At 59.7% G+C, this 24,408-nt stretch carries 29 protein-coding genes; 17 read left to right on the top strand and 12 right to left on the bottom strand.

Features of this window, described 5'->3' with window-relative positions; genetic code table 11:
• Positions 1-5: 5 nt before the first annotated feature.
• Genes CXQ93_RS11330 through CXQ93_RS11305 form a run of 6 tightly spaced genes read left to right on the top strand, consistent with a single transcriptional unit; the run spans position 6 to position 5,103 of the window.
• Positions 6-779, top strand: coding sequence for a metalloregulator ArsR/SmtB family transcription factor (locus CXQ93_RS11330; protein WP_104110523.1), 774 nt, complete (start codon positions 6-8; stop codon positions 777-779).
• Positions 779-2,254 (top strand): Fe-S cluster assembly protein SufB, encoded by a 1,476-nt coding sequence (gene sufB / locus CXQ93_RS11325; protein ID WP_104110522.1) that lies wholly within the window; start codon positions 779-781, stop codon positions 2,252-2,254. Before CXQ93_RS11330 ends, sufB begins: the two co-directional genes overlap by 1 nt.
• Entirely contained in the window at positions 2,255-3,571 is a 1,317-nt protein-coding gene (sufD, locus tag CXQ93_RS11320; RefSeq protein ID WP_104110521.1) for a Fe-S cluster assembly protein SufD, read from the top strand.
• A complete protein-coding gene (locus CXQ93_RS11315) occupies positions 3,568-3,924 on the top strand; it encodes a non-heme iron oxygenase ferredoxin subunit (protein ID WP_104110520.1) in 357 nt (118 codons plus the stop codon). The genes sufD and CXQ93_RS11315 overlap by 4 nt, the downstream gene beginning before the upstream one ends.
• 41 nt (positions 3,925-3,965) lie before the next feature.
• Complete coding sequence (gene sufC / locus CXQ93_RS11310) at positions 3,966-4,733, top strand: Fe-S cluster assembly ATPase SufC (protein ID WP_104110519.1); 768 nt, start codon at positions 3,966-3,968, stop codon at positions 4,731-4,733.
• A 19-nt stretch (positions 4,734-4,752) separates the two neighbouring features.
• Positions 4,753-5,103: a metal-sulfur cluster assembly factor gene (locus tag CXQ93_RS11305; RefSeq protein ID WP_104110518.1), complete on the top strand. Its 351-nt coding sequence runs from the start codon at positions 4,753-4,755 to the stop codon at positions 5,101-5,103.
• A 131-nt stretch (positions 5,104-5,234) separates the two neighbouring features.
• On the opposite strand, the gene CXQ93_RS11300 is transcribed toward CXQ93_RS11305, so the two are convergent.
• Positions 5,235-6,140 carry a neutral zinc metallopeptidase gene (locus CXQ93_RS11300; protein ID WP_104110670.1) on the bottom strand — a complete coding sequence of 302 codons (906 nt, stop codon included), beginning with the start codon at positions 6,138-6,140 and terminating at the stop codon, positions 5,235-5,237.
• Between the two features lie 107 nt (positions 6,141-6,247).
• Here CXQ93_RS11300 and CXQ93_RS11295 point away from each other — a divergent pair, with 107 nt between their 5' ends.
• Both CXQ93_RS11295 and CXQ93_RS11290 read left to right on the top strand, forming a co-directional pair.
• Positions 6,248-7,687: an AMP-binding protein gene (locus CXQ93_RS11295; protein WP_181036132.1), complete on the top strand. Its 1,440-nt coding sequence runs from the start codon at positions 6,248-6,250 to the stop codon at positions 7,685-7,687.
• Positions 7,668-8,939: a thiolase family protein gene (locus tag CXQ93_RS11290; protein ID WP_258068875.1), complete on the top strand. Its 1,272-nt coding sequence runs from the start codon at positions 7,668-7,670 to the stop codon at positions 8,937-8,939. Before CXQ93_RS11295 ends, CXQ93_RS11290 begins: the two co-directional genes overlap by 20 nt.
• Positions 8,940-8,962: 23 nt before the next feature.
• On the opposite strand, the gene CXQ93_RS11285 is transcribed toward CXQ93_RS11290, so the two are convergent.
• Genes CXQ93_RS11285 through CXQ93_RS11275 form a run of 3 tightly spaced genes read right to left on the bottom strand, consistent with a single transcriptional unit; the run spans position 8,963 to position 10,565 of the window.
• A complete protein-coding gene (locus CXQ93_RS11285) occupies positions 8,963-9,403 on the bottom strand; it encodes a cytidine deaminase (RefSeq protein ID WP_104110516.1) in 441 nt (146 codons plus the stop codon).
• Positions 9,404-9,432: 29 nt separating this feature from the next.
• Entirely contained in the window at positions 9,433-9,870 is a 438-nt protein-coding gene (locus tag CXQ93_RS11280; protein WP_104110515.1) for a GNAT family N-acetyltransferase, read from the bottom strand.
• Positions 9,871-9,926: 56 nt separating this feature from the next.
• Positions 9,927-10,565, bottom strand: a complete 639-nt coding sequence (locus CXQ93_RS11275) for a uridine kinase (RefSeq protein WP_104110514.1) — start codon at positions 10,563-10,565, stop codon at positions 9,927-9,929.
• Positions 10,566-10,735: 170 nt separating this feature from the next.
• Between CXQ93_RS11275 and CXQ93_RS11270 the strand changes: the two genes are divergently transcribed.
• Complete coding sequence (locus CXQ93_RS11270) at positions 10,736-11,815, top strand: NADH:flavin oxidoreductase (protein WP_104110513.1); 1,080 nt, start codon at positions 10,736-10,738, stop codon at positions 11,813-11,815.
• Positions 11,816-11,851: 36 nt separating this feature from the next.
• On the opposite strand, the gene CXQ93_RS11265 is transcribed toward CXQ93_RS11270, so the two are convergent.
• Genes CXQ93_RS11265 through CXQ93_RS11255 form a run of 3 tightly spaced genes read right to left on the bottom strand, consistent with a single transcriptional unit; the run spans position 11,852 to position 13,892 of the window.
• A complete protein-coding gene (locus tag CXQ93_RS11265) occupies positions 11,852-12,526 on the bottom strand; it encodes an energy-coupling factor transporter transmembrane protein EcfT (protein WP_104110512.1) in 675 nt (224 codons plus the stop codon).
• Positions 12,526-13,221 carry an ABC transporter ATP-binding protein gene (locus tag CXQ93_RS11260; protein WP_104110668.1) on the bottom strand — a complete coding sequence of 232 codons (696 nt, stop codon included), beginning with the start codon at positions 13,219-13,221 and terminating at the stop codon, positions 12,526-12,528. Before CXQ93_RS11260 ends, CXQ93_RS11265 begins: the two co-directional genes overlap by 1 nt.
• Before the next feature lie 20 nt (positions 13,222-13,241).
• Entirely contained in the window at positions 13,242-13,892 is a 651-nt protein-coding gene (locus CXQ93_RS11255; RefSeq protein ID WP_104110511.1) for a biotin transporter BioY, read from the bottom strand.
• 150 nt (positions 13,893-14,042) lie between these two features.
• Here CXQ93_RS11255 and CXQ93_RS11250 point away from each other — a divergent pair, with 150 nt between their 5' ends.
• On the top strand, positions 14,043-15,641 hold the full coding sequence (locus tag CXQ93_RS11250; RefSeq protein ID WP_104110510.1) for an ABC-F family ATP-binding cassette domain-containing protein: 1,599 nt from the start codon (positions 14,043-14,045) through the stop codon (positions 15,639-15,641).
• Between the two features lie 187 nt (positions 15,642-15,828).
• Here the strand turns inward: CXQ93_RS11250 and CXQ93_RS11245 are convergent, their stop codons facing one another.
• From CXQ93_RS11245 to CXQ93_RS11230, 4 genes are read right to left on the bottom strand one after another with little or no spacing between them, the layout of a single operon-like run.
• Complete coding sequence (locus tag CXQ93_RS11245; RefSeq protein ID WP_258068872.1) at positions 15,829-16,317, bottom strand: YbaK/EbsC family protein; 489 nt, start codon at positions 16,315-16,317, stop codon at positions 15,829-15,831.
• A gap of 26 nt (positions 16,318-16,343) precedes the next feature.
• Entirely contained in the window at positions 16,344-17,237 is an 894-nt protein-coding gene (locus tag CXQ93_RS11240; RefSeq protein ID WP_104110508.1) for an SURF1 family protein, read from the bottom strand.
• A gap of 3 nt (positions 17,238-17,240) precedes the next feature.
• The gene (locus CXQ93_RS11235) at positions 17,241-17,525 is read right to left on the bottom strand and encodes a hypothetical protein (RefSeq protein ID WP_104110507.1); all 285 of its coding nucleotides are present in this window, start codon (positions 17,523-17,525) and stop codon (positions 17,241-17,243) included.
• Complete coding sequence (locus CXQ93_RS11230; RefSeq protein WP_104110506.1) at positions 17,522-18,004, bottom strand: DUF3099 domain-containing protein; 483 nt, start codon at positions 18,002-18,004, stop codon at positions 17,522-17,524. The genes CXQ93_RS11235 and CXQ93_RS11230 overlap by 4 nt, the downstream gene beginning before the upstream one ends.
• A gap of 191 nt (positions 18,005-18,195) precedes the next feature.
• Between CXQ93_RS11230 and CXQ93_RS11225 the strand changes: the two genes are divergently transcribed.
• The gene (locus CXQ93_RS11225) at positions 18,196-18,930 is read left to right on the top strand and encodes a beta-ketoacyl-ACP reductase (protein WP_104110505.1); all 735 of its coding nucleotides are present in this window, start codon (positions 18,196-18,198) and stop codon (positions 18,928-18,930) included.
• Positions 18,931-19,083: 153 nt separating this feature from the next.
• Complete coding sequence (locus tag CXQ93_RS11220) at positions 19,084-19,824, top strand: SDR family oxidoreductase (protein ID WP_104110504.1); 741 nt, start codon at positions 19,084-19,086, stop codon at positions 19,822-19,824.
• A 111-nt stretch (positions 19,825-19,935) separates the two neighbouring features.
• Here the strand turns inward: CXQ93_RS11220 and serB are convergent, their stop codons facing one another.
• On the bottom strand, positions 19,936-20,850 hold the full coding sequence (gene serB, locus CXQ93_RS11215) for a phosphoserine phosphatase SerB (RefSeq protein ID WP_104110503.1): 915 nt from the start codon (positions 20,848-20,850) through the stop codon (positions 19,936-19,938).
• A gap of 103 nt (positions 20,851-20,953) precedes the next feature.
• Here serB and CXQ93_RS11210 point away from each other — a divergent pair, with 103 nt between their 5' ends.
• The 5 genes from CXQ93_RS11210 to CXQ93_RS11190 all read left to right on the top strand — a co-directional run bounded on the left by CXQ93_RS11210 (position 20,954) and on the right by CXQ93_RS11190 (position 24,272).
• Positions 20,954-21,739 (top strand): ABC transporter ATP-binding protein, encoded by a 786-nt coding sequence (locus CXQ93_RS11210; protein ID WP_104110502.1) that lies wholly within the window; start codon positions 20,954-20,956, stop codon positions 21,737-21,739.
• 50 nt (positions 21,740-21,789) lie between these two features.
• Complete coding sequence (locus tag CXQ93_RS11205) at positions 21,790-22,569, top strand: sulfite exporter TauE/SafE family protein (RefSeq protein WP_104110501.1); 780 nt, start codon at positions 21,790-21,792, stop codon at positions 22,567-22,569.
• A complete protein-coding gene (locus CXQ93_RS11200) occupies positions 22,566-23,372 on the top strand; it encodes an RNA methyltransferase (protein WP_104110500.1) in 807 nt (268 codons plus the stop codon). Before CXQ93_RS11205 ends, CXQ93_RS11200 begins: the two co-directional genes overlap by 4 nt.
• An 88-nt stretch (positions 23,373-23,460) precedes the next feature.
• Positions 23,461-23,922, top strand: coding sequence for a peroxiredoxin (locus CXQ93_RS11195; protein WP_104110499.1), 462 nt, complete (start codon positions 23,461-23,463; stop codon positions 23,920-23,922).
• Between the two features lie 95 nt (positions 23,923-24,017).
• Positions 24,018-24,272 (top strand): type B 50S ribosomal protein L31, encoded by a 255-nt coding sequence (locus CXQ93_RS11190; RefSeq protein WP_062288789.1) that lies wholly within the window; start codon positions 24,018-24,020, stop codon positions 24,270-24,272.
• The last annotated feature ends 136 nt before the right edge of the window (positions 24,273-24,408 follow it).

The raw sequence follows: 24,408 nt of genomic DNA, 5'->3' as shown, positions 1-24,408 counted from the left end.
TGTTAATGAGTCAGCAAACAACGTCCGTGCACGCCACGGGTGTGGAGCCTGATGAGCGTACCCGAGACCGTGTCTTGACGGCCGTGCTGGAACATGGGCCCATTAGTGCTGCCCAGCTGGGTGAACTGTTGGGGCTTACTCCTGCCGCCGTGCGCCGTCACCTAGATTCGCTGACCAAGGAAGGGCTCATTGAAGTCAAGCTGGTCAGTAATGCCAAAAGCGGTGCCGGGCGTCCCGCGCGTCGTTATGTTGTCTCCAAGCGAGGCCAAACCGAAATTGGCGACGACTACCTCCAGATTGCCACGCAGGCCCTGAATGAAATTTCAGGTATTCGTGGTGACGCCGGAGTAGTGGAGTTTGCTCAACGCCGCTTTGCCCTCATGGAGGCCAAATACCAGCCTCTTGTAGATGCAGCCGGCGAAGATGTTGCCGCCCGATCCAAGGTTTTGGCCACAGCGCTGAACGCCGACAGGTTCGTCGCCACATCTAATTCGCTCAACAGCGGAACATCTATGGCCGCCGAACAGTTATGCCAAGGGCACTGTCCCATACAGGAGCTTGCCAGTTCCTTTCCTCAATTCTGCGATGCCGAGACCGAAGTTTTCTCCCGGTTGATTGGCGTCGATGTCCGCAGACTCTCCACCATGGCAAGTGGCGGACACGTCTGCACCACACATGTACCTACGGGGCGGGCGGTGGTCCGCAAACTGGCAGCAGTGCCAGCCGGTCCCCAAAACCCCGTGAGCTCAGTTTCCAACCATCAGCAAGAAAGGCCGTGATGACGGATCAATTAGCGCAGGATGTTCGCGCCAATGGTGATGTGGCAGATGCCACCAACCACGACATCCTCGAAAGGAACCCCGAACTGGAGGGCCTAGGCAATTATGCCTTCGGCTGGTCAGATAAAAACACGGCCAGCGACAATGCCCGCCGTGGCCTGAGTGAAGAGGTCGTTCGCGACATCTCCGCCAAGAAGAACGAGCCGCAGTGGATGCTGGACATGCGCCTGAAGGGCTTGAAGTACTTCGACCGCAAGCCCATGCCCACCTGGGGTGCAGACCTCTCCGGCATTGACTTCGATAACATCAAGTACTTTGTGCGTTCCACGGAGAAGCAGGCCGGATCCTGGGAAGAACTCCCCGAAGACATCCGCAACACTTACGAGAAGCTGGGTATCCCCGAAGCTGAGCGTAACCGCTTGGTAGGTGGGGTGACAGCCCAGTACGAGTCCGAGGTTGTGTACCACCAGATCCGCGAGGACCTGGAAGCACAGGGCGTCATCTTCACCGACACAGACACCGCGCTGCGCGAATACCCGGAGATCTTCCAGGAATACTTCGGCACCATGATTCCTGTGGGCGATAATAAGTTCGCTTCCTTGAACACGGCCGTCTGGTCCGGTGGCTCCTTCGTCTACGTCCCCAAGGGCGTCCACGTGGAAATCCCGCTGCAGGCTTACTTCCGTATCAACACTGAGAACATGGGCCAATTTGAGCGCACGCTCATCATTGCCGATGAAGGCAGCTACGTGCACTACATCGAGGGTTGCACGGCTCCGATTTACACCTCGGATTCACTGCACTCAGCTGTTGTGGAAATTGTGGTCAAGAAGAACGCCCGCGTTCGCTACACCACCATCCAGAACTGGTCCAACAACGTGTACAACCTGGTGACCAAGCGCGCCATTGCACACGAAGGCGCCACCATGGAGTGGGTCGATGGCAACATCGGTTCCAAGGTCACCATGAAGTACCCGGCCGTTTACCTTGTTGGCGAGCACGCCAAGGGTGAGACGCTGTCGGTTGCTTTTGCTGGTGAAGGTCAGCACCAGGACACCGGATCCAAGATGGTCCACATTGCTCCGAACACGCAGTCCTCGATCATCTCGAAGTCTGTAGCTCGAGGTGGCGGACGTGCCGCTTACCGCGGTCTGGTCCAGATCCGTGAAGGTGCTACGCACTCGGCGAACACGGTTCGCTGTGACGCCCTGCTGGTGGACAACATCTCCCGCTCGGATACTTACCCCTACGTGGACGTTCGTGAAGACGATGTCTCCATGGGCCACGAGGCTACCGTGTCCAAGGTCAGCGAAGAGCAGCTGTTCTACCTGCAGTCCCGCGGCATGCCCGAGGACGAGGCCATGGCCATGATTGTGCGTGGTTTCATCGAGCCGATCGCCAAGGAATTGCCCATGGAATACGCGCTCGAATTGAACCGCCTGATCGAACTGCAGATGGAAGGGGCCGTCGGCTAAATGACCGAGCTCACGCAAGAACACGCAACAGATTCAAAAGTTTGGTCGCAGGACTTCATTAAGGGCATGACCGAGGAAGGCGAAAGCCTCTCCGAGATCAACCCCGAGTCAGGTCCCCTCGGCGGCAGCGCCGCCAAGGCTCACAGCCACGGCGGAGACAGCCACGGTGGCGGCGTTGGCGTCCCGGACAGCTCACGCGCTGGCCGCCTGACCTCCTACAACCTTGCCGACTTCCCGGCCATTACCGGCCGTGAAGAAGAATGGCGCTTCACCCCGCTGAAGCGTCTGCGCGGCCTAGACCGTGTAGGCATCAAGGGCGTAAAGCTCAACGGTCCTGCACCGTTGGTTGAGGTTTCGGCGCCCGACGGCGTCACGGTTGAGACCGTGGGGCGCGAGGACGCACGCATCGGTACCGCAGGCATCCCGGAAGACCGTGTGGCTGCGGCCGCCTGGGAAAACTTCAGTGAAGCCACCATTGTCACCTTGCCGGCAGAGTTCGCTGGCAACGCAGACAACGTCACCACCTTGACTCTCACCGGTCAGGGCGATGCTCCCGCAGCCTCGCACGTCGTCGTCATTGCCAAGAAGTTCGCCACTGGCGTTGTCGTCTTGGATCACCGCGGCACCGCCGTGCTGAGCGAGAACATCGAAATCCTCGTTGAGGACGGTGCCAACCTGACGGTTGTCAGCATCCAGGACTGGAATGACGACGCCGTACACGCCAGTGCGCAGCACCTTTTGGTTGGCCGCGACGCCAAGATCAAGCACGTTGTCATCAACCTCGGTGGCGACCTGCTTCGCACCACCCCGGCAGCGCGTTACAGCGGTACGGGTGCCGACGTTGAGATGTACGGTCTGTACTTCGCCGACGCCGGACAGCACCTCGAGCAGCGCTTGTTTGTGGATCACTCCACGAAGAACTGCAAGTCACGCGTCACCTACAAGGGTGCCCTGCAGGGCGATAACGCCCACGCTGTCTGGATTGGCGATGTGCTGATCCGGAAGCAGGCTGAAGGCACTGACACGTACGAGATGAACCGCAACCTCATCCTGACCCAGGGTGCGCGCGCTGATTCGGTGCCCAACCTGGAAATTGAGACCGGCATGATTGAAGGGGCAGGGCACGCAAGCGCCACTGGTCGTTTCGATGATGAGCAGTTGTTCTACTTGCAGGCTCGCGGCATTGAAGAAAGCGTTGCCCGCCGCCTGGTGGTCCGTGGCTTCTTGAACGAGGTCATCCAGCACATCCAGGTACCTGCCCTCGAAGAGCGTCTGCGCGAGTCCGTGGAACGCGAATTGGCGGCGACACCACAGTGACTGATTCCTCCACGCCCGCCGGCGTCGTTGTCTGCCAAGCCGACGACATCCAGGTGAAATCATCCTTGCTCGTTGAGGTTGATGATTACCCCATCGCCATTGTGAGGGACTCCTACGGGGAACTTCACGCTATTGGGGATACCTGCTCACACGCGGAAATCTCCCTCAGCGAAGGCGACGTGGAGGACGGCACCATCGAATGCTGGGCACATGGCAGCTCCTTTGACCTGACCACAGGTCAACCGCTGACATTGCCCGCATTTGAACCCGTGCCCGTCTTTGCCCTGAGCATTCACGGCAGCGACGTCTATGTGGACGTCACCAACATTCTTAATGGTGTCAGCGCGCAGTAGCGCCGCGGCCCGCACACAAACTTTTTAGGAGAAAATAGAGTATGTCTACTCTGGAAATCAAGGACCTGCACGTCAGCATCGAGACGGAACAGGGCATCAAGCCGATCCTCAAGGGTGTCAGCCTGACCATCAACACCGGTGAGACGCACGCCATCATGGGCCCTAACGGCTCCGGCAAGTCCACCCTGGCCTCCACCATTGCCGGCCACCCCCGCTACACGGTTGACAGCGGCTCCATCACCCTCGACGGCGAAGACGTCCTGGCGATGACAGTTGACCAGCGCGCCCGCGCAGGCTTGTTCTTGGCCATGCAGTACCCGGTAGAAATCCCCGGTGTCACAATGACCAACTTCCTGCGCACCGCCAAGACCGCCATTGACGGCGAAGCCCCCAAGCTGCGTACCTGGACCAAGGACGTCAAGGCTGCCATGGCCCAGCTGCGCATCGAGCCCGAGTTCGCTGAGCGTAATGTCAACGAAGGTTTCTCCGGTGGCGAGAAGAAGCGTCACGAAATCCTCCAGCTGGAGCTCTTGCGCCCCAAGTTCGCCATCCTCGACGAGACCGATTCAGGTCTTGACGTTGACGCACTGAAGGTTGTCTCCGAAGGCGTGAACCGCTCCATCGAGGCAGGTGGCTTGGGCACGCTGCTCATCACCCACTACACCCGCATCCTGCGCTACATCAAGCCGCAGTTTGTGCACGTATTTGTTGACGGCGCCATCGCCGAACAGGGCGGCGCAGAGCTTGCTGACCGTTTGGAAGCAGAAGGCTACGACCGCTACCTGGTTGCAGAATCGGCAACAGCCTAACCATCGCTAAGAAGGAATCATGACTGACATCAGCGAATCAAGTGCAGCCATTGCTGCTGGACAAACTGACCTCGAAGACGTTGAGGAAGCGCTCAAGGACGTCATTGACCCGGAGCTCGGCGTCAACATCGTCGATTTGGGTCTGCTATACGGCATGCGTTACGGCGACGACGGCGCCTTGCTCTTGGATATGACGCTGACCACGGCGGCCTGCCCGCTACAGGACGTCATCGAGGAACAGGTGGAAAACTCACTGGGCCCGATCGTTGACGAATGGCGCATTAACTGGGTGTGGATGCCGCCGTGGGGTCCTGAGCGGATCACCGACGACGGTCGCGACCAGATGCGTGCCCTCGGCTTCAACATCTAGTCCCCACCGCCTCCCACCGCTCGCAAGCTCGCGGCGGGTCCCTCGGCGGCGTGGGCCCATCCACCAATTAAAAGAACCGCCGTCGTTCCCGAAATTGTTCGGGGACGGCGGCGGTTCTTTTCGTTTTGGAACTAGACGTTCGGGACGGAGAAGGTATCGCAGGCTTCCAAGTCGGCACTTTGGTAGCCCTTGTACAGCCACTTTTGGCGCTGCTCACTTGAACCGTGTGTCCATGATTCCGGATTGGTCCTGCCAGTGGCGGCTTTCTGGATCCTGTCGTCCCCAACGGAGGAAGCAGCAGACAGGGCATCGTTGAGATCGCTCTGTACCAGCGGCTTCAGGAACGGTTGGCTACCTCCTGGAGCTGGCTTCGTGGAGGCGTACCGCATCCAGATTCCGGCATAGCAGTCGGCTTGAAGCTCAGTGCGTACAGCTGCCGACTGGGCTCCCTTGGGGTCCTGCTGGGCCTTGCCGATGGTCCCGGTTAAATCTTGTACATGGTGGCCGAACTCGTGAGCCACCACATATTCCTGGGCTAATGGTCCGCCGGAGGAACCGAACTGGGTTTCCAGCTGGGCGAAGAAGTCCGGGTCAAAGTACGCGTTGTTATCGCCGGGGCAGTAGAACGGGCCAACCGCTGAAGTGGCGGCACCACAGGCGGTGTCCACGCTCCCGGTAAAGATCACGGTCTTCGGTACGGAGTACTTCACACCATATTCGTTGAGGTAGCCAGGCCAGAAGCTATTGAGCGCGTTGGCCGTGCCGAGGATGCGGCAGTCCAAGTTGGCATTGGCGTCCGCTCCCGTTTGGCAGTTCTCTAGTGCTGAGCCGCCGGACTGCTCGATGGCCGGTTGTTCGCCGGTATCGCCCAGTATCGAGTTCAGTAGATCGGGATTGATACCCAACAGAGCTCCGATGAGCACCACAATGCCGCCACCGAGCCCCAATCCCATCTTGCCTCCGCGGCCCATACTGCCACGGCCTCTACGGTCTTCCGCTTGCGAGGGGTCAAGCCGCGCACCTTCATTAAAAGTCATGGCTTTAGGGTACCGCCACAGCGGCCCACTGCGGGACAGCACTGTGGTCCAGTGCACTGGCAGCCGGCGGATTTCTCTGGTTCGCTATCTCCTCTACGATGAAGGCAATGCCGTTCATAGATAAACTCCTGCACTGGGCCAAGACCTCTGGGTCCCGCCCTGCCGTAATTGTTGGTGCCCAGCACCTGGACTACACCAGCCTGCTGGCGACGGTTGAAACTACCGCAACCTTGGCCGCTAGTGCGCCTGCATCCGGCACTGGCCAGATCGCCATCATCGACGAACCCGCAGGCGTGAACTTAGCCGCCCAGTTTTGTGCCGCCGTCCGCCAACACAAAACAGCCATGGTGCTGGATGCCAGCTGGCCACTGGAGCTGCGCAGGCAACTGACAGCCACCGCCCAGAGCTGGAACATGACACAGGATCCAATCGATCCACCGTTCCTCTTGGGGCTTTCCTCTGGCACCAGCGGGCTGCCCAAGGCTTTCACCCGGAGTGCGGCATCGTGGCACGAATCGTTTATTCGCAGCACTGAGCATTTCTGCCTGACTCCCGTGACGGTCACGCTGGCACCGGGTCCCATGGCCGCGAGCATGAATCTCTACGCGCTGGGTGAGTCCATCTTCGCTGGCGGCACCTTTATTGCGCTCCCGGAATTCGGTCCTGATACGGCGCTGGCTGCAGTTTCAGCCCACCACGTCAATCGGTTGGTCCTGGTGCCCACAGTCCTGGAGCTGCTGGCGCGTCGCGGGGTGGCCACCGGGCAGCTAGCCCCGGGCATCACGAGTATTGTCTGCGCCGGCTCCGCACTGACAGGTGCAACGGCAGCCTTGGCACAGCAATGGGCACCGAACGCCGTGATTCACCAGTATTATGGCGCAGCGGAGCTGGGATTTGTTGCTGCCACAACGCTGGAGCCAGCTACTAGTCCACATGATTCCGACGGCGTGGGGCGAGCCTTTCCGGGTGTGCAACTGAGCATTCGTGATGGGCAGGGCAGGCAGGTGCCCAATGGGGAATTGGGAAGCATCTGCGTCAAGAGCCCCTATGTGTGCAGCGGTTACGCCTGGGGTGAAGACGGTCTGGCCTTTTCTGAGCTAGGAACCGGCGGCTGGTACACCGTGCATGATCAGGGCAGCCTCGATCAGCACGGAGTCCTTCATCTGGCTGGCCGTGCCAGTGACATGATCCTGTGCTCCGGCGCCAACGTCTACCCGCACGCCGTCGAACAGGCACTCCGCAGGAGCTGCAAGAGCAAGACAGAGCCGGACATCATTGTTGCAGGGCTTCCCGATCCCGTGCGAGGCCACCTAGTCATTGCGGCTTTTCGCCCGGCTGCACCAGATTTGGGTTGGCACCCCGATGACATTACTGCTGATGCAGTGGCCCGCTTGCGCACAAGTTCTGCGGTGCTGCCTGCCAGCCACCGCCCATCGCACTACTACGAGCTGGCCGAACTTCCACTGACGGGGAGCGGCAAAATCAGCAGGGCAGTACTGATCCGGTGGATTGTGGAAGGAGACCCCCGTGTCCAACGTCGCCGGTGAACAATTGGGTAATGAAGCAATAGGCCGTGAACCTGGGGCCCACAACCCTGACACCACCGCTGTGGTGTTCATAGCCAAGCGGCTGCCCACGGCAAAGGCAGGCGGCGCCTACAAGCATCACAGGGCACATGAGCTGGCTGCCGCCGTCATTGAGCACCTCGTTGCGGCCTCGGGCATCAACCCGGCAGACATTGATGACGTCATTGTGGGCAATGCCACCGGTGGCGGTGGCAATGTTGCGCGGTTAGCGGCACTCACGGCGGGATTGCCCCATGAGGTACCGGGACTGAGTGTTGATCGGCAGTGCGGATCGGGGCTCGAAGCGATCATTCTGGCCGCGCGCCTTGTGCAGGCCGGCGCCGGTCAGCTCTATTTGGCCGGGGGAGTGGAGAGCATCAGCACAGCTCCAGCCCGCGCGCACAAGGCCGCCGACGGTTCCTTGGAGTTCTTTGACAGGGCACAATTTGCCCCGCTCGAAATAGGAGATCCCGACGCAGGCGTCGCAGCTGAAAACGTGGCACGCCACTATGGCATCACGCGCGAGCGGCAAGACGATTATGCCCGGGCCAGCCATGCCAAGGCAGTCATCGCTCAGCGCAATGGGGCCTTCACCGAGGAGCTAGTCCCGTTCGCCGGCCTCGCTGAAGACCAGGGACCACGGCCCAAGTTCAGCGCGGCCCTAACGGCACGCTTCCCTCCGGCATTTGTTTCCGGGGGTACCGTGACTGCCGGCAACTCGTGTCCGTTCAGCGATGGGGCGGCGATGACTGTTGTCACCTCGCTGACTCGGGCCCGGGCCATGGCAGAGACTCTGGAAGGCGGGCCCGGAACTGTCCTGGCGTTTCGTGCCAGCGCTGTTGCGGGCAATGATCCCAATCTGCTCGGTGTGGGTGCAGCGCACGCCATGGAATCGTTGCTGACCCGAAATGGACTGCAGATTGCTCAGGTTCGGGATTCCCTCATCGAGTTCAATGAGGCCTTTGCCTCCCAAGTGCTGGCTGTGGCCGACATCCTCGACCTCGATCCCGCCCTGTTTAATCACGACGGCGGGGCGCTGGCTTTGGGGCATCCGTACGGTGCGTCCGGGGCTGTGTTGGTGACGCGGCTCCTGGCGCAAGTTCAGCGCGAGGTGGCGCCGGGTGGCGTGAGTGGAACTGCTGGCCGAGATGCGTTCGCCATGATCAGTGTGGCCGGAGGTATTGGACTTGCCGCTCATTTTCAAGCAGTAAGCCTAGAGGCACCTGCTTCCTAGGATCCTGCTACGGGAGACTTGCGTCAGGATTGTTCGGCAAGGTAGTCATAGGCGAAGGGTAGAAGATCGCAGGCAAGCACGCTCACTAGTCCCTGCGGTGAATCAATGATTACGCGTATTTCTGGGTAGTAGTCAGCAAGAATCTGCCGATCGCGTCCGCACGGATTCTTCACTCCACGGCCATGATTTCCAACTGCCACAATGTGGCTCAGATCGAGCGCACCAGCGGCGCGGGCGGCTCCGAGCGCCACTAGTTCAGCACAAGGGCCACCGGTGAAGTGGTAAAGATTCACGCCTGTAAATATTCTGCCGTCCTGTGTTCTAATGGCGGCGCCCATGGTGTGCACGCCGTCTTCGCCAGGACCAGCATCGGTGGTTGCATCGATGGTCTTTCGAGCAATGTCAATGAGAGATTGCTCGATCGACGTCAAGGTGAGGGCTGAATGTGGAAGTGAAGTGGGCATTTATTCATAGTACGACGGGCTGTGTCTCCCTAGCGGGCCGTTACGAGGTATACGTCCACTGAATCTTCGTGATCCAGCGTGAAGCCGTGACGCTCATACAAACGGCGGGCCGGGCTGCCTTGGAGAACGTTTAAGCGGAGGGGTTTTGTGAAATGCTCCTCTTGCATGATCCGGGCAAGAACTTCGCGACCGATACCCAGCCCCTGGTAGTCCGGGGCAATGTAGAAATGCTCCAGCCACACCGCATCGGCCTCTGGGCGCAGTGCCACAAGTCCGATGTCTTGACCGTTGGCCACAATGACTTGTGTGTACTCGGGAAGGAAAGCATCAAGGAAGCGTTGACGAACCCTTATCGCGTCATAGCGACCAAGCCGTTCAAGGTCGGCACGCATGACTTCGGCCCGCAATTCAGCCATCCAATGCGCGTCAGATGAGTCGCTTGCCCGGAAATTCCATGTCAAAGCCATACCTCCAATTTATCCGTTTCCACACTTTAGGGCCAAAATACGCTGGAAACAGGCAATTAAGGACGCATCAACTTCGGCGACGAGAAATCTGTGTTGTCGACCAGGAACGTGGCACGTTCCCACGGACGAGCTGCTTGGAAGTACAGGCGCTGTCCGCCGACATAGCGGCGCATCGTTGGATGCTCCGGATCAGGATTGCTGGCGTTTCGGACAGCCATGCGCGCAGCCGTTTCGGTGAAGGGAACGTCCAAGTACACGGACGCATCCCAGAAGTGGGCTAGTTCATCGCGGTGTAGGAACATGCCCTCCACAATGACAAGCGCATCCATTGGTGCTTGAACGTAGGGGGCTGGTTCGCTTCGGTCTGCCCCTGAGTCGTAGGACGACGGCGAATACTTTCCGTCGCCCGTGGGGCCAAGGGGCACGAGCACCTGATCACGGAGTGCTGAGTAGTTATAGCTGTCCGCCCAGAAACCCTCTGGTGACGTACGCCCTTTGGCATACCTGACGGCGGATGGGTTCAAGAAGTCGTCGGTGTGGATAACGACCACGGCTCGGTCATGTAGTTCAGCCACTAGCTTGGCGGTGAAGGCAGTTTTGCCACTGCCATCGACACCATCGACAGCTAGGAAGCGGCGACCCGGGCCAATACGGCTGAGAATCTCATTGGCCAGTGAGCGCATGAAATTTCCCATAGCAACATGTTCTCATTCTCGAGATCAGTTGACGCCGCAAGGACAGGAAATTGGCGGCTACATGACGTCAAGTTATGGTGTGGATGCTGATCGAGGCCAGTATCGGTACCCTCGACGAGGAGAGCAATTCCTTTCGCCGACGAGGTTAATCCTTCTCTCACAGGAGTTCCATGACGAATCTGTCCGACCCGCTGAATCTGCGCCATGGGCACTCTCTGCCTAATCGTCTGGTTCTGGCGCCCATGACCAATCAGCAGAGCAACCCGGACGGGACCTTGTCCGATGACGAGCTCGCGTGGCTGATGGCTCGCGCCGACGGCGGGTTCGGTCTCTTGCAGACTGCGGCCGCCTATGTTCACACAGCAGGGCAGACCTGGCCTGGCCAGCTTGGTATCTCCTCCGATGACCACCTGCCCGGGCTGGAACGGCTTGCCGCCGCCGTCTCCGCTGCGGGTGCGCGGTCCTCGGTACAGCTCCATCACGGAGGCGTGCGCGCGGAGAAAACGCTGTCCGGTTTGGAGGTCGTGGGACCATGGGATGATGCCCAGATCGGGGTGCGGGCCATGACGACAGCTGAGGTTCAAGAAGCGGTAGAAGACTTCGCAGCTGCCGCCGCACGCGCTGAGAAAGCTGGGATCGACGGCATCGAAGTGCATGGCGGCCACGGATACTTGGTCGGCCAGTTCCTGGACGCCTCAAACAACCTCCGTGAGGACGGGTACGGTACTGATCCCACCGGACGGGCCCGCTTTGTGAAAGAAGTGGTACGAGCGATCCGGGAACGTACCGGTCCGCACTTTCATATTGGGCTTCGCCTGTCAGTGGAACGTTATGGCCTGGTCCTCGCGGACATGGTCCAGCTCGTCGGTGAGCTCTTCGCCAGCGGGGACATCGACATCCTCGACTTGTCGTTGTGGGACGTTGCCAAACTTCCCGCTCATGCTTCTGAAGGCAGCCAAACACTACTGGAACACTTTCTGGACCTGCCCCGCCACGGAACAGCCCTCGGTGTCGCTGGACACCTAGCTAGCGCCGCGGACGTACAGCAGGTGCTCAATCAGGGGGCTGACCTCGCCTACATCGGCAAGGCCGCTATCGCCGACCACGCGTTCGCCCGTCGGGCTATTGCAGACCCTAGGTATCAGGCGCAGTCCTTCCCCGTGACACAGGACCACCTCCGCTCGGAAAAACTCGCGGAGCCGTTCGTGAGCTACTTCTCGAGCAACTGGCCAAAACTGGTGGACGGCTGAGTTCACCCGCTACTCCGCGGCACGCTTTCGACGGCGTTAGGTGAGGGATCCGCCGTCGTGCTCCACATCTCTTGGTTCGGGATCGCCCAGGCCACGTGCCGCCAGCGCCTCACCGGTGGCACGTGCATACCCCACAGTAGCGATGACTACGGGAAGTGAGCGGGCCAGCAAATTGCGTTCCAGACCGCGGGCACGGGCGGCGTCTCGAACATCGGAAAAGGCGCCAATAACAAACGGGATGCTGCGCAGCATCAAGGCCACTGTGAGCGAGAAACGTTCTGGATCGGCACCGAACCGTTGCAGGGGCTTGACCAGAGCGGCCAGTCCGTCCAAGAGTTCGTCCACAGGCGTGGTGGCAGTGAGAACATTGGAGGCGAGGACCGTGGCTACGATGGCGGCAATCACCTGCCATGCCGTCAAGGGGCCGTGCTGCCACCACTGATAGGCCGCAATAAGCACCAAGAAGATCAGCATCATTCGGACAGCACGCCACATCCGTTGCCAGGACAAGCTCGCAACAAAATGGGCGACGACCACCAGCACCAGGGTTGCCGTGGTGGTAAGCGCACCAACCAAGACCGAAATCAACGGTGAGGCCAGGCAGAGCACGGCAACGGCGAACAAGAGCGCGGCCTTGAGCGCCAGTGGCGTGCGGTGGATGAGCGAGGAGCCGGGAATATACCCGGCAACCATGAAAGCGTGGCCGCGCACTAACCCGCCAGCTCCCGGTAAGCCGAAATGGCCTGGTGCGGATCGCCGTCGAACGCTACCTGGCCTTGCTCGATGACCAAGGCCCGGTCAAAAGTGGCGGCCAGGGAGAGATCGTGGGTGGACATGATGACTTGCTGGGGCAGGTCCGTGAGGCGTTGCATGAGCTGGCGGGTATTGCGCAGATCCAGCAGCGTGGACGGTTCATCGAGCACCAGAATGTCCGGGTCAACGGCCAAGACGGTGGCAAGCGCTGTCAGCTGCCGTTCGCCGCCAGACAACTCATAGATACTGCTCTGAGCTAGATGCTCCAGCCCGTAGCCGCCCAAGATCGCAAGGGCCTTATCTCGGCGCTCCTTCTTGCCAAGCTTCTGCCGGCGCAAGGACAGCTCAAGGTCCTCCTGTGGAGTGGGCATGACCAGTTGCGAGAGGGGGTCGGTGAAGACAAAGCCCACGCTGCGGCGGACGGCGGCCGCATCGGTGTGGGTGCTGCGGCCATTCACGCTCACCGTTCCGGTCGTGGGCAGGAGCAGACCATTGAGGAGCCGTAACAAGGTGGACTTGCCGGAGCCGTTCGCGCCAATGATGGCGATTCTTTGTTCTGTCAACGTCAGAGAGAGCGGAGCCAGAATTTGTTTTGCTTGCTGCGTGCGGGGATCTGCCGGCGGGAGGGTGACTCCCGCCTGGGCGAGAACAATGCCGCGGTGTGAGGAATCTATCACCGTTGGCGGCGGACCAAAAGGTCAGGGAATGCCCGGTGCAGGCTCAGTGCAATGATCACGGCAAGAACGTTCTTGATGATGTCGCCAGGAAGGTAAATGACATCGGCCACCATGGCAGCAGGCCAACTCATGCCCTTCATGACAAAGCCCACAATGCCAAAGGCGTGGATCACCACGGTTCCGGCCATGGCCGCTGCGAACAAAGCAGCGGGGCGCCACCGGCTGCGAACAGCCACCGTTGCCAGCAGGCCAATAACTGCGGCACCAAAGATGAAGCCCACAATGTAGCCAGCCGACGGGCTAGCCAGCACGGCCGGACCGGCACGGAAACCACTAAAGATGGGCAGACCAATCAAGCCCAGCAACACGTACAGCCCTACTGCCGCGGTTCCGCGGCCAAAGCCAAGGACCAGACCACATAGTGCCACCACGAGTGTCTGCAAGGTGATGGCCACTCCCAGAGGGCCCACGTTGATACCTGGAACGGCGACTGAGGCGGCCATGAGAGCGGCAAAAACAGCGATGAGTGAGAGGTCCATGGCACCCCAACGCCTGCGCGGTGAGCGTGCATCGGGCACGCCGGCGGAGGTGATGGGAGGATGATTTCCAGTGGTCAACGTCTCATTCTTCGGCGCTGAAGAAGTCATTTTGGTGCCTTTCAGTAAAGTTTTGCCGCAAGGGAGATTTTGTCTCCCGGAACCTCGTTAGACTGGATAGGTTGTACAACGCAGGTCTCCTCCTTTGTGGGGAGAAATCGTTTCGCGGCACTTATCCACTTACTGTGAAAGGTTACTACGTTGATATCGGTCCAAGACCTCGAGTTACGTGCTGGAGCGCGATTGCTCATGGACGAAGTATCTTTTCGCATCGACAGCGGTGACAAGATCGGCTTGGTGGGCCGTAACGGTGCCGGCAAGACCACTCTGACCCGCGTCCTGGCCGGTGAAGGACTTCCTGCCGGTGGCAAGGTCACCCGCACCGGTGAGATCGGCTACCTGCCCCAGGATCCCCGCACCCCGGACATGGAGCAGCTCGCTAAGGACCGCATTCTAGCGGCCCGTGACCTGGATAAGGTCATCGCCAAGCTCCGCAAGGCCGAGAATGACATGGCCAGCGAAGACAACAACATTCGCGACAAAGCCATGCGCCGCTATGACCGCCTCGAGGCCGAATTCCTGGCCCACGGCGGATACGCCGCTGAAGCTGAGGCAGCTGCGATCTCCTCAAACCTCGCCCTGCCCGAGCGCATCCTCAACCAGCCTCTGAAGACTCTCTCTGGTGGTCAGCGCCGCCGTGTAGAACTGGCTCGGATCCTGTTCTCCGGCGCCAAGACCATGCTGCTCGATGAGCCCACTAACCACTTGGACGCGGATTCCGTCGCCTGGTTGCGGGACTTCCTCAAGAGCCACACCGGTGGGTTGATCGTGATCAGCCACGACGTGGAGCTCCTGGACGCCACCGTGAACAAGGTTTACCACCTCGACGCCAACCGCGCCACGATCGATCAGTACAACTTGGGGTACAAGAAGTACTTGGCTCAGCGTGAAACCGATGAACGCGCACGACGCCGTGAACGCGCCAACGCTGAGAAGAAGGCTGGCGTGCTCATGGAGCAGGCCAACAAGATGCGCGCCAAGGCCACCAAGGCTGTTGCTGCGCAGAACATGGCAAAGCGTGCCGAGCGCCTGCTGGCCGGACTTGAAGAGGTCCGTGCCAATGACAAGGTTGCCGCTCTGCGCTTCCCCGATCCCTCGCCCTGTGGCAAGACCCCGCTGATGGCTGAAGGGCTGAGCAAGTCCTACGGCTCCCTGGAAATTTTCATGGACGTCAGCTTGGCGATCGACCGCGGATCCAAGGTTGTCATTTTGGGTCTCAACGGTGCCGGTAAGACCACGCTGTTGCGCATGCTTGCGGGTGTCTCCCAGCCTGACACGGGTAAGATCATCCCCGGTCACGGCCTGAAGATTGGTTACTACGCCCAGGAGCACGACACCTTGGACGTTTCCCGCACGGTTCTGGAGAACATGCGTTCTGCCGCCGGAGATATGAATGATGCCGAGGTTCGTGGAATTCTTGGTTCGTTCCTGTTCTCCGGGGACGACGTCAACAAGCCTGCCGGGGTTCTCTCCGGTGGCGAGAAGACCCGCTTGGCGTTGGCTACGATTGTTGCCTCCAGCGCCAACGTGCTGCTGCTTGATGAGCCCACAAACAACTTGGACCCCGCCAGCCGCGCGGAGATCCTCGGCGCGCTGAAGAACTACACCGGCGCCGTTGTTTTGGTCAGCCACGATGAGGGTGCCGTTGCGGCTCTGGATCCTGAGCGCGTAGTGCTGCTGCCCGACGGCGACGAAGACTTGTGGAGCCCGGACTACTTGGACCTCATCACGATGGCCTAGTTTTACCGGCGGAAGTACGACGGCGGGAGGTTCCCTGAGATCTTATGGGAACCTCCCGCCGTTCTTGCGTTTGGGCCCACGCGTTCTGGTAGTTCTGTGGCTGGTGGGCGGGAGAACGTGGTTGGGCCCAGGCTCACCAGGTTCTCAGGAAATCGCGCCAGCGATTTGCTGGGCTGGTGAGTGGGGACTAGCGTACGGCTGTTTCCGTTGCTCCCGTAGTTTCGAGTAGGTCTCGATAGCTAATGGAGAGCATGGCCTGGTGGCTGCCCGCGCCGGCCCATAAGAGTGGGAATTCCAACAAGTCCGTGTCGAGGAAGGTGCGGATGGGGGAGGGATGTCCCAGCGGAGCTACTCCGCCAACGCCTTGGCCAGCGTGTTCGATGACAAAGTCCGGGGTGGCTCGGCTGATCTTGGGCAGCCCATGCTCGCCCGCAACCTTCTTGGTATCCACCTTGGCTGCGCCACTGGCAAGTATTAGGAGGGGCTCGCCGCCGCATTCGAAGATCAGGCTGTTGGCAATAGCCCCAACATCGCACCCCAACACGGCCGCAGCTGCTGCAGCCGTGGCCACGGATTCCGGGACTACGATCACGCTGTCAGGCAAACCAGCAGCCAGCAAAGCGCCTCGAACGTTTTCAACAATGGGATCCACTGCGTAATCCACAGCATGGTTCACGCAGTGATTCCCTGTGGGGTTTTCCATCAGAATCCCTGAGAGTCCAGAAGCGCATCCTCAGCTTCCTCCGCTGTTGGCTTGGCACCTGGCTTGCGAACTTTGACGTGACGTCGTGGGTGGAACGCTGATCCGTGCCCGTAAAGTTCCTCAACGGGAACCCCCGCCTCGGCGGCTTCCAAAGCGTCGAAGTCGTCGTTACGGCGCTGCATTTTTGCGGCGTAGCCGAAGCCCACAAAGGCCAGGATGCCGAAAGCTATCCACTGCAGGGCATAGCTCAGGTGTGAACCCTCATCGATGGAAGGGGCTGGGAAGGGAACTGGATTGACGGCGGCAGCGGGGGACTCGGTAGCCAATTGACCATAAGAGCCGGTTTTGATCGGGTAGTCCAGCTGCGCTGCATAGGCCTTCAAATCAATGGACGCCAGCTGCCCCTCAGGAGCGCCACGGTCTAACGTGGGTTCGGCCGGCTTGAGCCGGGCAATGACCTCAACTGTGCCAGCCTCCGGCTGTGGAACCGTGTCCGGGTGACCGGCTTCCCTGTTGCCAATTGGCAACCACCCGCGGTCAATGATAACTGTGTCACCATTTTCCAGCGTCAGCGGAACGAGCACCTCATAGCCGGGACCACCGTTGAGGGGTCGGTTGCGGACTACTCGCTGGTCGGCAGTTTGATACGTTCCCTTGAGGCGAACCTGAGTCCACTCTTTTGCCGGGTCCAACTCGTCGAAGTTGGCGGCTACATCTGCGTAGTCCACGACAGTACCAGCATAGTTTTGCTGAATCTTGTGAATGTTCTCCACCACGGCATTACGTCGATTCATCTGCCAGTTGCCCAAGGCCACACAGGCGAGGGCGAAGATGAGCGCCACAACAAAATAGCCCAGCCACTTGCTGGAGAACAAAAATTTGTACGTCTTCATGAACTAGAGCGAATCCTTAGGGCTCGAGTGTGGGCCCGCTGGCGGCATTACCTCAAGCGGAAGCGTCTCTTTCCACAGTGAACGGCTCTGGAGATAATCTTCAAGCCAAGCGACATGTTCGGAGCAAGCCAACCAGATCTTACGACGCTCAGCTGTGTGAATCTTGGGATTGTTCCACAGCAGCTGGGTGGTGGCGTTTGCACGGCAACCCTTGCGGGAACAAATGGGTGTCTGTGCTGCGGGCCGCTCAGCGGCAGATTCGGCGCCCAAAAGATCAAAGATGTTCATGGGAGGTCCTTCTCGGCGGAAGGTGCGTCAGACTCAGCTGCGTCAGTAACTAAACCTGGGGTGTCCTCAGACTCGGGGACAATCTCGCCGGTGAGGAAGGCAGGGGTGGAGGTATCGTCGTCGTCCATCACTTTTTCTTGGCCATCGAGGGCATGCAGTGGTGCCGCATCGAGCAGCTCCACGGATTCCTGCTTGGTGATATCCGCGCCACCGTTGGCAATGATGACGGCAACCCATGGCAGCACCACGGCGCCCACCACGGGGATGATCTTGAACCATCCGTCGACCACAAAGATCAGTGCCAGGCAGACCATGCGAATACCCATGGTCAGGGCGTACTGCTTCATCCTGTGACGCATGTCCTCGCTATGCGGAACTGCGGCGTTAGTTATGGCTAGAACGGGGGACTCAGGCTCGCCGCTGTTGAACTTAATGCGTCGGCCTGCACCGAGATTCGGTGTAGCTGATTGTTCTTTCATCACACTCCAAGGGACGCTTCCATTCTCTCACTGCCGATGTGTTCAACCAAAAGCCCAAGTGTGAGCCGGGGCCGCTTTCCCAGTAGGATTCATTAACTAAAGTACAGCTCGCGGTGCGGCACGGACTTTGGCACGCCTCAGTTCACCGCTTAATCACCGAGTTGAATGAAAAAAACTTCCAGGAGGAATACATGAGTTCATCGGTAGGCGCCGAGAAGCAGGCCCGCAGTGTTTTGGTCACGGGTGGCAATAGGGGCATCGGCCTGGCCATCGCCAAGGCATTTCTGGCCAACGGAGACAAGGTCGCCGTGACTTTCCGTAGCGCTTCCGAACTGCCCGAAGGGATCCTCGGCGTTCAAGCTGACGTGACGGATGCGGCGTCCATCGATGCCGCATTCACCGAAGTTGAGGCTGCCCACGGGCCCGTGGAGGTGCTGGTCGCCAACGCCGGCATCACCAAGGACACCCTGCTGATGCGTATGAGCGAAGAGGACTTCACCTCCGTCGTCGACACGAACCTCACGGGCGCATTCCGGGTTATCAAGCGGGCATCAAAGGCCATGATTCGCATGCGCAAGGGCCGCGTGGTGCTGATTTCTTCCGTGGTGGGCTTGTATGGTTCCCCGGGCCAGATCAACTACGCCGCCTCCAAGGCCGGTCTGGTGGGCATTGCCCGTTCACTCACCCGCGAACTGGGCTCACGCGGCATCACCGCCAACGTTGTGGCCCCTGGCTTCATCAGCACCGACATGACAGCTGAGCTGCCCGAGGCCACTCAGAAGCAATACCTCTCCACCATCCCCGCCGGGCGCTTCGCCTCCGCAGAGGAAGTAGCGAACGTGGTTCGGTGGGTTTCCAGCGACGAGGCCGCCTACATCTCAGGCGCTGTCATCCCCGTTGATGGCGGATTGGGCATGGGCCACTAAAGTTCGACGGCGCTGTGCCCTGGCCCTGTGCCCGGCCCGTGTACTCGGCGGTACGGCGGCGCGCCGCTAGGATTCGACATAAGACTGCCCGCATCGGATGAGTAAAAGAACCCCCGGAGCGCGGAACATTGATAAGAAACGAAGGAATTGTTTATGGGAAAGCTTGACGGAAAGACAGCTATTGTCACCGGATCCTCACGTGGAGTTGGCGCTGATGTAGCCAAGCTCCTGGCTGCCGAAGGCGCAGCGGTGGTTGTGAACTACCGCCAGAAGGCACCCCGTGCCAACAAGGTTGTAGCCCAGATTGTGGAGGCCGGCGGCCGCGCCATTGCCATAGGCGCAGATTTGACCACTCAGGAAGGCGTGCAGGCTCTGGTCAGCGCGGCCCTGGAGAACTTTGGTTCGCTGGACTTGGTGGTCCTGAACGCGTCCGGCGGCATGGAAAGCGGCATGGCCGAGAACTATGCTCTGCAGCTCAACCGCGACGCCCAGGTCAACTTGCTCAACGCCGCCATGCCTGTGATGCCAGCAGGTTCTCGCGTGGTGTTTGTCACAAGCCACCAGGCACACTTCATTGAAACCGTGGCCACCATGCCGGAATACCTGCCGGTTGCCAAGAGCAAGCGTGCCGGCGAAGATGCTCTGCGGGCCTTGATCCCTAACCTTGCCGCAGAGGACATCTCCTTGGTGGTTGTCTCCGGCGACATGATTGAAGGGACCGTGACGGCAACTCTGTTGGACCGCGCCAACCCAGGAGCCATTGAAGCCCGCCGCGCCGAGGCCGGCAAGCTCTACTCCGTGGCTGAATTTGCCGCTGAGATTGCCAAGATGGCATCGGCCGAGGTCCCCTCAGGTCACACCGAATACGTGGGCGGCGCCGACTACTTCAAGTAGGCCGCACGCCTCCGGATCTTCCGGACAGCATGTAGTGAAATCAGCTTAAATACAGAGGTCCCGCAGCTCAAGCTACGGGACCTCTGTTGTGTTGCTACTACAAACCGATTGCTAGATGTTAGCTAAAACCAGAGCCACATCGAGGTTGGGGATGTTGATCTGCGCATCTGCCACGGCTCGCACGGCAGGCTTGGCGTTGAAGGCCACGCCCAGTGTTGCCGCCGCCATCATGTCAAGATCGTTAGCGCCGTCACCAATGGCCATCGTGGCCGTTTCGGCAATGCCAGCCTCAGCGCACCACGTGCGAAGCTGCACGGCTTTGACGGCGCGGTCCACCACGGCGCCGCTGACCTTCCCTGTCAAGTGCCCATCAACGATCTCCAGGTCGTTGGCCAGAGCATGATCCAAGCCCAGACGTTCTGCCAGCGGGGCCAAGATTTGAGAGAAGCCACCTGAGACTGCACACACCACATGTCCGGCGGCTTTCGCGTTGGCCACGAGCCGCTCAGCTCCCACCGACATCTTGATTTTGGCTCCCACCTCTGACAGCACGCTCTCCGGCAGCCCTGCCAGGGTGGCTACTCTATGGTGCAGGCTCTGCGCAAAATCCAGTTCTCCGCGCATGGCCGCCTCAGTGACTTTGGCAACTTCCGCCTCGGTCCCGGCATAGGAGGCCAACAGCTCGATGACTTCCTGTTGGATGAGTGTGGAATCAACATCCATGATGATGAACTTGCGTTCTGCTGCACGCAGCGTGTCCGGAACAATGGCGGTGCAGACGCCCTCTTGCGCTGCCTCGCCTAGGTCCGCGCGCAGGCGTGCAATGCGTGCCGCTGCTTGGGCATCGCTGGTCCCGCTGGGTTCCAGAGAGCCCAGCTCTAGGACGGCAGCGTCGAATCCCGGATGACTTTCGGTACGTTCACTGGCAATGCGGTAGCCGTGTGCGCTCAGGACGGAGCGAACCTTGTCCAGGGCTGCGGGGGAGAGCGTTTGGCCATAGCTGACTGCTGTAAATGTGGAGGGCATGAAAAGTAGTCTAGCCAATCCGCACCTGTCACCGCCTACCCGGAGTGTGAGCTGGCTGCTTCGGTTAGCGCTGGCTGCCTTGTGTGCCCTAGGCTCATTGTTTATGAGTGAAGTTTTGGGTTTGGCTGGTGTCAGCGTAGTCCGCGGCACCAAGACACTGTTGGACAACGTCGATTGGCATGTCACCGAGGGTGAGCGTTGGGTTGTGCTTGGCCCCAACGGCGCGGGCAAGAGCACACTGTTGCAGATCGCTGGTGCGCGCCTACACCCCACCCGCGGCGTAGCGGGCATCCTGGATGAGGTCATGGGCGCCGTCGACGTCTTCGAGCTACGCCCCCGCATCGGCGTTGCCTCGGCCGCGTTGGCTCACCAGATCCCGGAGCACGAAAAAGTTCTTAATGTTGTGGTGACCGCCTCTTACGGCGTCACCGGCCGCTGGCGTGAGGATTACGAGCGCGACGACGAACGCCGCGCCTTTGGGCTGTTGGAAGAGTGGGGAGTCTCCACCTTCTTCAACCGCCCCTTCGCGTCTCTCAGCGAGGGCGAACGCAAGCGGGTGCAGATCGCTCGAGCCCTCATGAGCGATCCTGAGCTGCTGCTCTTGGATGAGCCAGGCGCCGGTCTGGATTTGGCCGGACGTGAGGGGCTCGTCAAGCGCTTGAGCGAATTGGCCGCCGATCCAATGGCTCCGAGCACTGTGCTGGTTACCCATCACCTCGAAGAGATTCCCCCGGGCTTTACGCATGCCATGTTGCTGCGGGAAGGCGGCGTGGTCGCTCAGGGTCCCCTCGCAGACGTCCTGACCGAGGAGAACCTCAGCAAGACCTTCGGCCTGCCCCTGACCGTGACAAACAACGCCGGACGGTACACGGCCACGGCGCGCCACTAGCCACCGCAATACTTTCTTTCCGTCAATTTTGCTAAGGACCACTCCCAGCAGTGAATGTGCTTGAATCTTTCTTCATCCTGCTGGGCGGTCTATGGGCCGGAACCATCAACACCGTGGTTGGTTCCGGCACGCTGGTCACCTTCCCTATCCTGATCGCCCTGGGGATTGCCCCTGTCATGGCCGTGGTCAGCAACGCCATGGGTTTGATCGCCGGAGGAGTCTCTGGAACGTGGGGCTACCGGCGTGAGCTGCGTGGGATGGGCCGCAACTTAGCTCGCCTCATGCCGGCGTCGTTGCTCGGCGGAATGACCGGCGCATACTTGCTCTTGCACCTGCCTGAGTCAGTGTTTTCGTTCGTTGCCCCGGCGCTCATTGTTTTGGCACTGGCCCTTGTGATTTTCCAGCCGCGACTCCAAGGCGTGATCAAGAAGCGCCGCGAATCCGCCACATCGAGCCGTTCGCACGAGACCATTATGGTGCTTCTGGTATTTTTGACAGGCGTCTACGGCGGCTACTTTGTGGCCGCCCAGGGTGTGCTGCTTGTAGCCATTTTGGGCATCTTCATGTCTGGCACCTTGCAAAACGCCAACGCCGTCAAAAACGTTCTGGCCCTCAGCGTCAACGTCGTTGCGGCTATCTCATACCTGATCTTTGCCCCGGAAAAGATCATCTGGCAGGTGGTGGCGTTGATTGCTGCGAGCTCGCTGGCCGGCGGTTTCCTCGGTGCCCGCATTGGCCGCAAACTCCCTCCCGTGGTGTTGCGCACCGTCATTGTGATCTTGGGCCTGGTGGCTCTCTTCTTTATGATTCAGAAATTGGTGGTGGCATGATCATCCATATCGACGACGCTGCGGATCCGCGCGTCAGCGATTACCTTTCCCTGACAGACGTGCAATTGCGCAAGGTCAAGGAGCCGGCCGAAGGCCTGTTTATCGCCGAAAGCTTGAAGGTCATTCGCCGTGCTCTGGCTTCGGGGCATCAGCCGAGATCTTTCTTCATGACCGAACGCTGGCTGCCTGATTTTGCCAGCATTCTGGCTGATTACGATCATGTTCCGGTATACGTCGGCACAGCCGAAATCCTAGAAAAGATCATCGGCTTCAATCTGCACCGGGGCGCCATGGCCGCCATGCACCGCCCGGAACCGGCGGACCTGTCTGAGCTCTTGGCCAACTCCCGCCGCATTGCCGTCCTCGAAGACATTGTGGATCATACGAACATTGGTGCAGTCTTCCGCTCCGCTGCCGCCTTGGGCGTTGACGCCGTTCTGGTGACTCCTCGCTGCGCCGATCCCTTGTACCGCCGTAGCATCCGCGTCAGCATGGGAACCGTCTTTCAGGTGCCGTGGGCCCGGCTCCCGGAATGGCCAGAAGGTATCCAGGTGCTCCATGATGCCGGATTTACGACGGCGGCCCTAGCCCTGGTGCAGGATTCGTTGACTATCAAGGAACTCGCCGCCCGTAACGATGAGAAACTGGCGCTCATTCTCGGCACCGAAGGCGATGGCCTCAGCGCCCGAACCCTGGCGCAGACCAATCTAGCCATCATGATCCCCATGGCCGACGGCGTGGATTCGCTCAACGTTGCAGCAGCCAGTGCCGTTGCCTTCTTTGCGACGGACCCACGCCACTAAGTCAGTATCCCTCAGTATCCCTCAGTATCTGTCAGTGTCCCTCGGTGTTTCATGTGTTGATCGGCTCAGCCGCGAGTAATGTGGAAGCATGAAAATTGATGAGAAAGTGGCCGATTTTTCCCTGCTCGATCAGCATGGAGTTATGCGTAGCTTGAGTGAGCTGACGGCCAATGGCCCGCTGGTGATTTTCTTCTACCCCCTGGCAAGCAGCGGCGGTTGCACCAAGGAAGCCTGCCACTTCCGGGACCTGCAGGCAGAATTTACAGCTGCCGGAGCGTCCATGGTGGGCATCAGCACCGATTCCGTGGCCAAACAACTAAAATTTGCCACGAATAACAAGTTCACTTACCCACTCTTGAGCGACCAAGATGGTGCAGTGGCAGATTTGTTTGGTGTCCGGCGTCGACTGTTGGCAAAGTCACTTCCTACCAAAAGAGCCACGTTCATTGTTGATTCCGCCCAGATCCTGCGTTTCCAAATCAGCAGTGAAACCAATATGGATGTTCATGCCAACAGTGCGCTGGCTGCGTTGACGGATCGGGCTTGGTGAAATGGGCTGGAACCGGTAAAGTTTCTAGCTGGTCCTTGTGACCATAACATTCATCTGTCTGGCAAAATCCAGGCAATTACACTCTGAGGTTCATTGTGAAGCAGAACATCCACCCGAAGTACGAAGCCGTAGTTTTCAACGACCTGGCTTCCGAGACCAAGTTCCTGACGCGCTCCACCGCAACGTCCAAGAAGACCATCGAATGGGAAGATGGCAACACCTACCCCATCATCGACGTTGAAATCTCCTCAGAGTCGCACCCGTTCTACACGGGCAAGCAGCGCATCATGGACAGCGCCGGTCGCGTCGAGCGCTTCAACGCTCGCTTCTCGGGCTTCGGCAAGAAGTAATACTTCTTTCCCCAGTTTCTTTGGCAGGGCTCGCACCGATTGGTGCGGGCCCTGTTTTTGTTAAAAGCCACACATCTCCGCGGTGAGTTTTCTGGGGTGGGGGAGGACTGTGTTTTTGGGCCCACGGGTCCGAGGG

The organism is Arthrobacter sp. N199823, assembly GCF_002929705.1.
Taxonomy (GTDB): Bacteria; Actinomycetota; Actinomycetes; order Actinomycetales; family Micrococcaceae; genus Specibacter.
This window is presented reverse-complemented; position numbering and strand designations above follow the sequence as displayed.

Coding starts and splice junctions, on each gene's coding strand:
- CXQ93_RS11330 (WP_104110523.1), top strand. CDS start 6: ATGAGTCAGCAAACAACGTCCGTGCACGCCACGGGTGTGGAGCCTGAT.
- sufB (WP_104110522.1), top strand. CDS start 779: ATGACGGATCAATTAGCGCAGGATGTTCGCGCCAATGGTGATGTGGCA.
- sufD (WP_104110521.1), top strand. CDS start 2,255: ATGACCGAGCTCACGCAAGAACACGCAACAGATTCAAAAGTTTGGTCG.
- sufC (WP_104110519.1), top strand. CDS start 3,966: ATGTCTACTCTGGAAATCAAGGACCTGCACGTCAGCATCGAGACGGAA.
- CXQ93_RS11305 (WP_104110518.1), top strand. CDS start 4,753: ATGACTGACATCAGCGAATCAAGTGCAGCCATTGCTGCTGGACAAACT.
- CXQ93_RS11300 (WP_104110670.1), bottom strand. CDS start 6,140: ATGACTTTTAATGAAGGTGCGCGGCTTGACCCCTCGCAAGCGGAAGAC.
- CXQ93_RS11295 (WP_181036132.1), top strand. CDS start 6,248: ATGCCGTTCATAGATAAACTCCTGCACTGGGCCAAGACCTCTGGGTCC.
- CXQ93_RS11285 (WP_104110516.1), bottom strand. CDS start 9,403: ATGCCCACTTCACTTCCACATTCAGCCCTCACCTTGACGTCGATCGAG.
- CXQ93_RS11280 (WP_104110515.1), bottom strand. CDS start 9,870: ATGGCTTTGACATGGAATTTCCGGGCAAGCGACTCATCTGACGCGCAT.
- CXQ93_RS11275 (WP_104110514.1), bottom strand. CDS start 10,565: ATGGGAAATTTCATGCGCTCACTGGCCAATGAGATTCTCAGCCGTATT.
- CXQ93_RS11270 (WP_104110513.1), top strand. CDS start 10,736: ATGACGAATCTGTCCGACCCGCTGAATCTGCGCCATGGGCACTCTCTG.
- CXQ93_RS11255 (WP_104110511.1), bottom strand. CDS start 13,892: ATGACTTCTTCAGCGCCGAAGAATGAGACGTTGACCACTGGAAATCAT.
- CXQ93_RS11240 (WP_104110508.1), bottom strand. CDS start 17,237: ATGAAGACGTACAAATTTTTGTTCTCCAGCAAGTGGCTGGGCTATTTT.
- CXQ93_RS11235 (WP_104110507.1), bottom strand. CDS start 17,525: ATGAACATCTTTGATCTTTTGGGCGCCGAATCTGCCGCTGAGCGGCCC.
- CXQ93_RS11230 (WP_104110506.1), bottom strand. CDS start 18,004: ATGAAAGAACAATCAGCTACACCGAATCTCGGTGCAGGCCGACGCATT.
- CXQ93_RS11225 (WP_104110505.1), top strand. CDS start 18,196: ATGAGTTCATCGGTAGGCGCCGAGAAGCAGGCCCGCAGTGTTTTGGTC.
- CXQ93_RS11220 (WP_104110504.1), top strand. CDS start 19,084: ATGGGAAAGCTTGACGGAAAGACAGCTATTGTCACCGGATCCTCACGT.
- serB (WP_104110503.1), bottom strand. CDS start 20,850: ATGCCCTCCACATTTACAGCAGTCAGCTATGGCCAAACGCTCTCCCCC.
- CXQ93_RS11210 (WP_104110502.1), top strand. CDS start 20,954: ATGAGTGAAGTTTTGGGTTTGGCTGGTGTCAGCGTAGTCCGCGGCACC.
- CXQ93_RS11200 (WP_104110500.1), top strand. CDS start 22,566: ATGATCATCCATATCGACGACGCTGCGGATCCGCGCGTCAGCGATTAC.
- CXQ93_RS11195 (WP_104110499.1), top strand. CDS start 23,461: ATGAAAATTGATGAGAAAGTGGCCGATTTTTCCCTGCTCGATCAGCAT.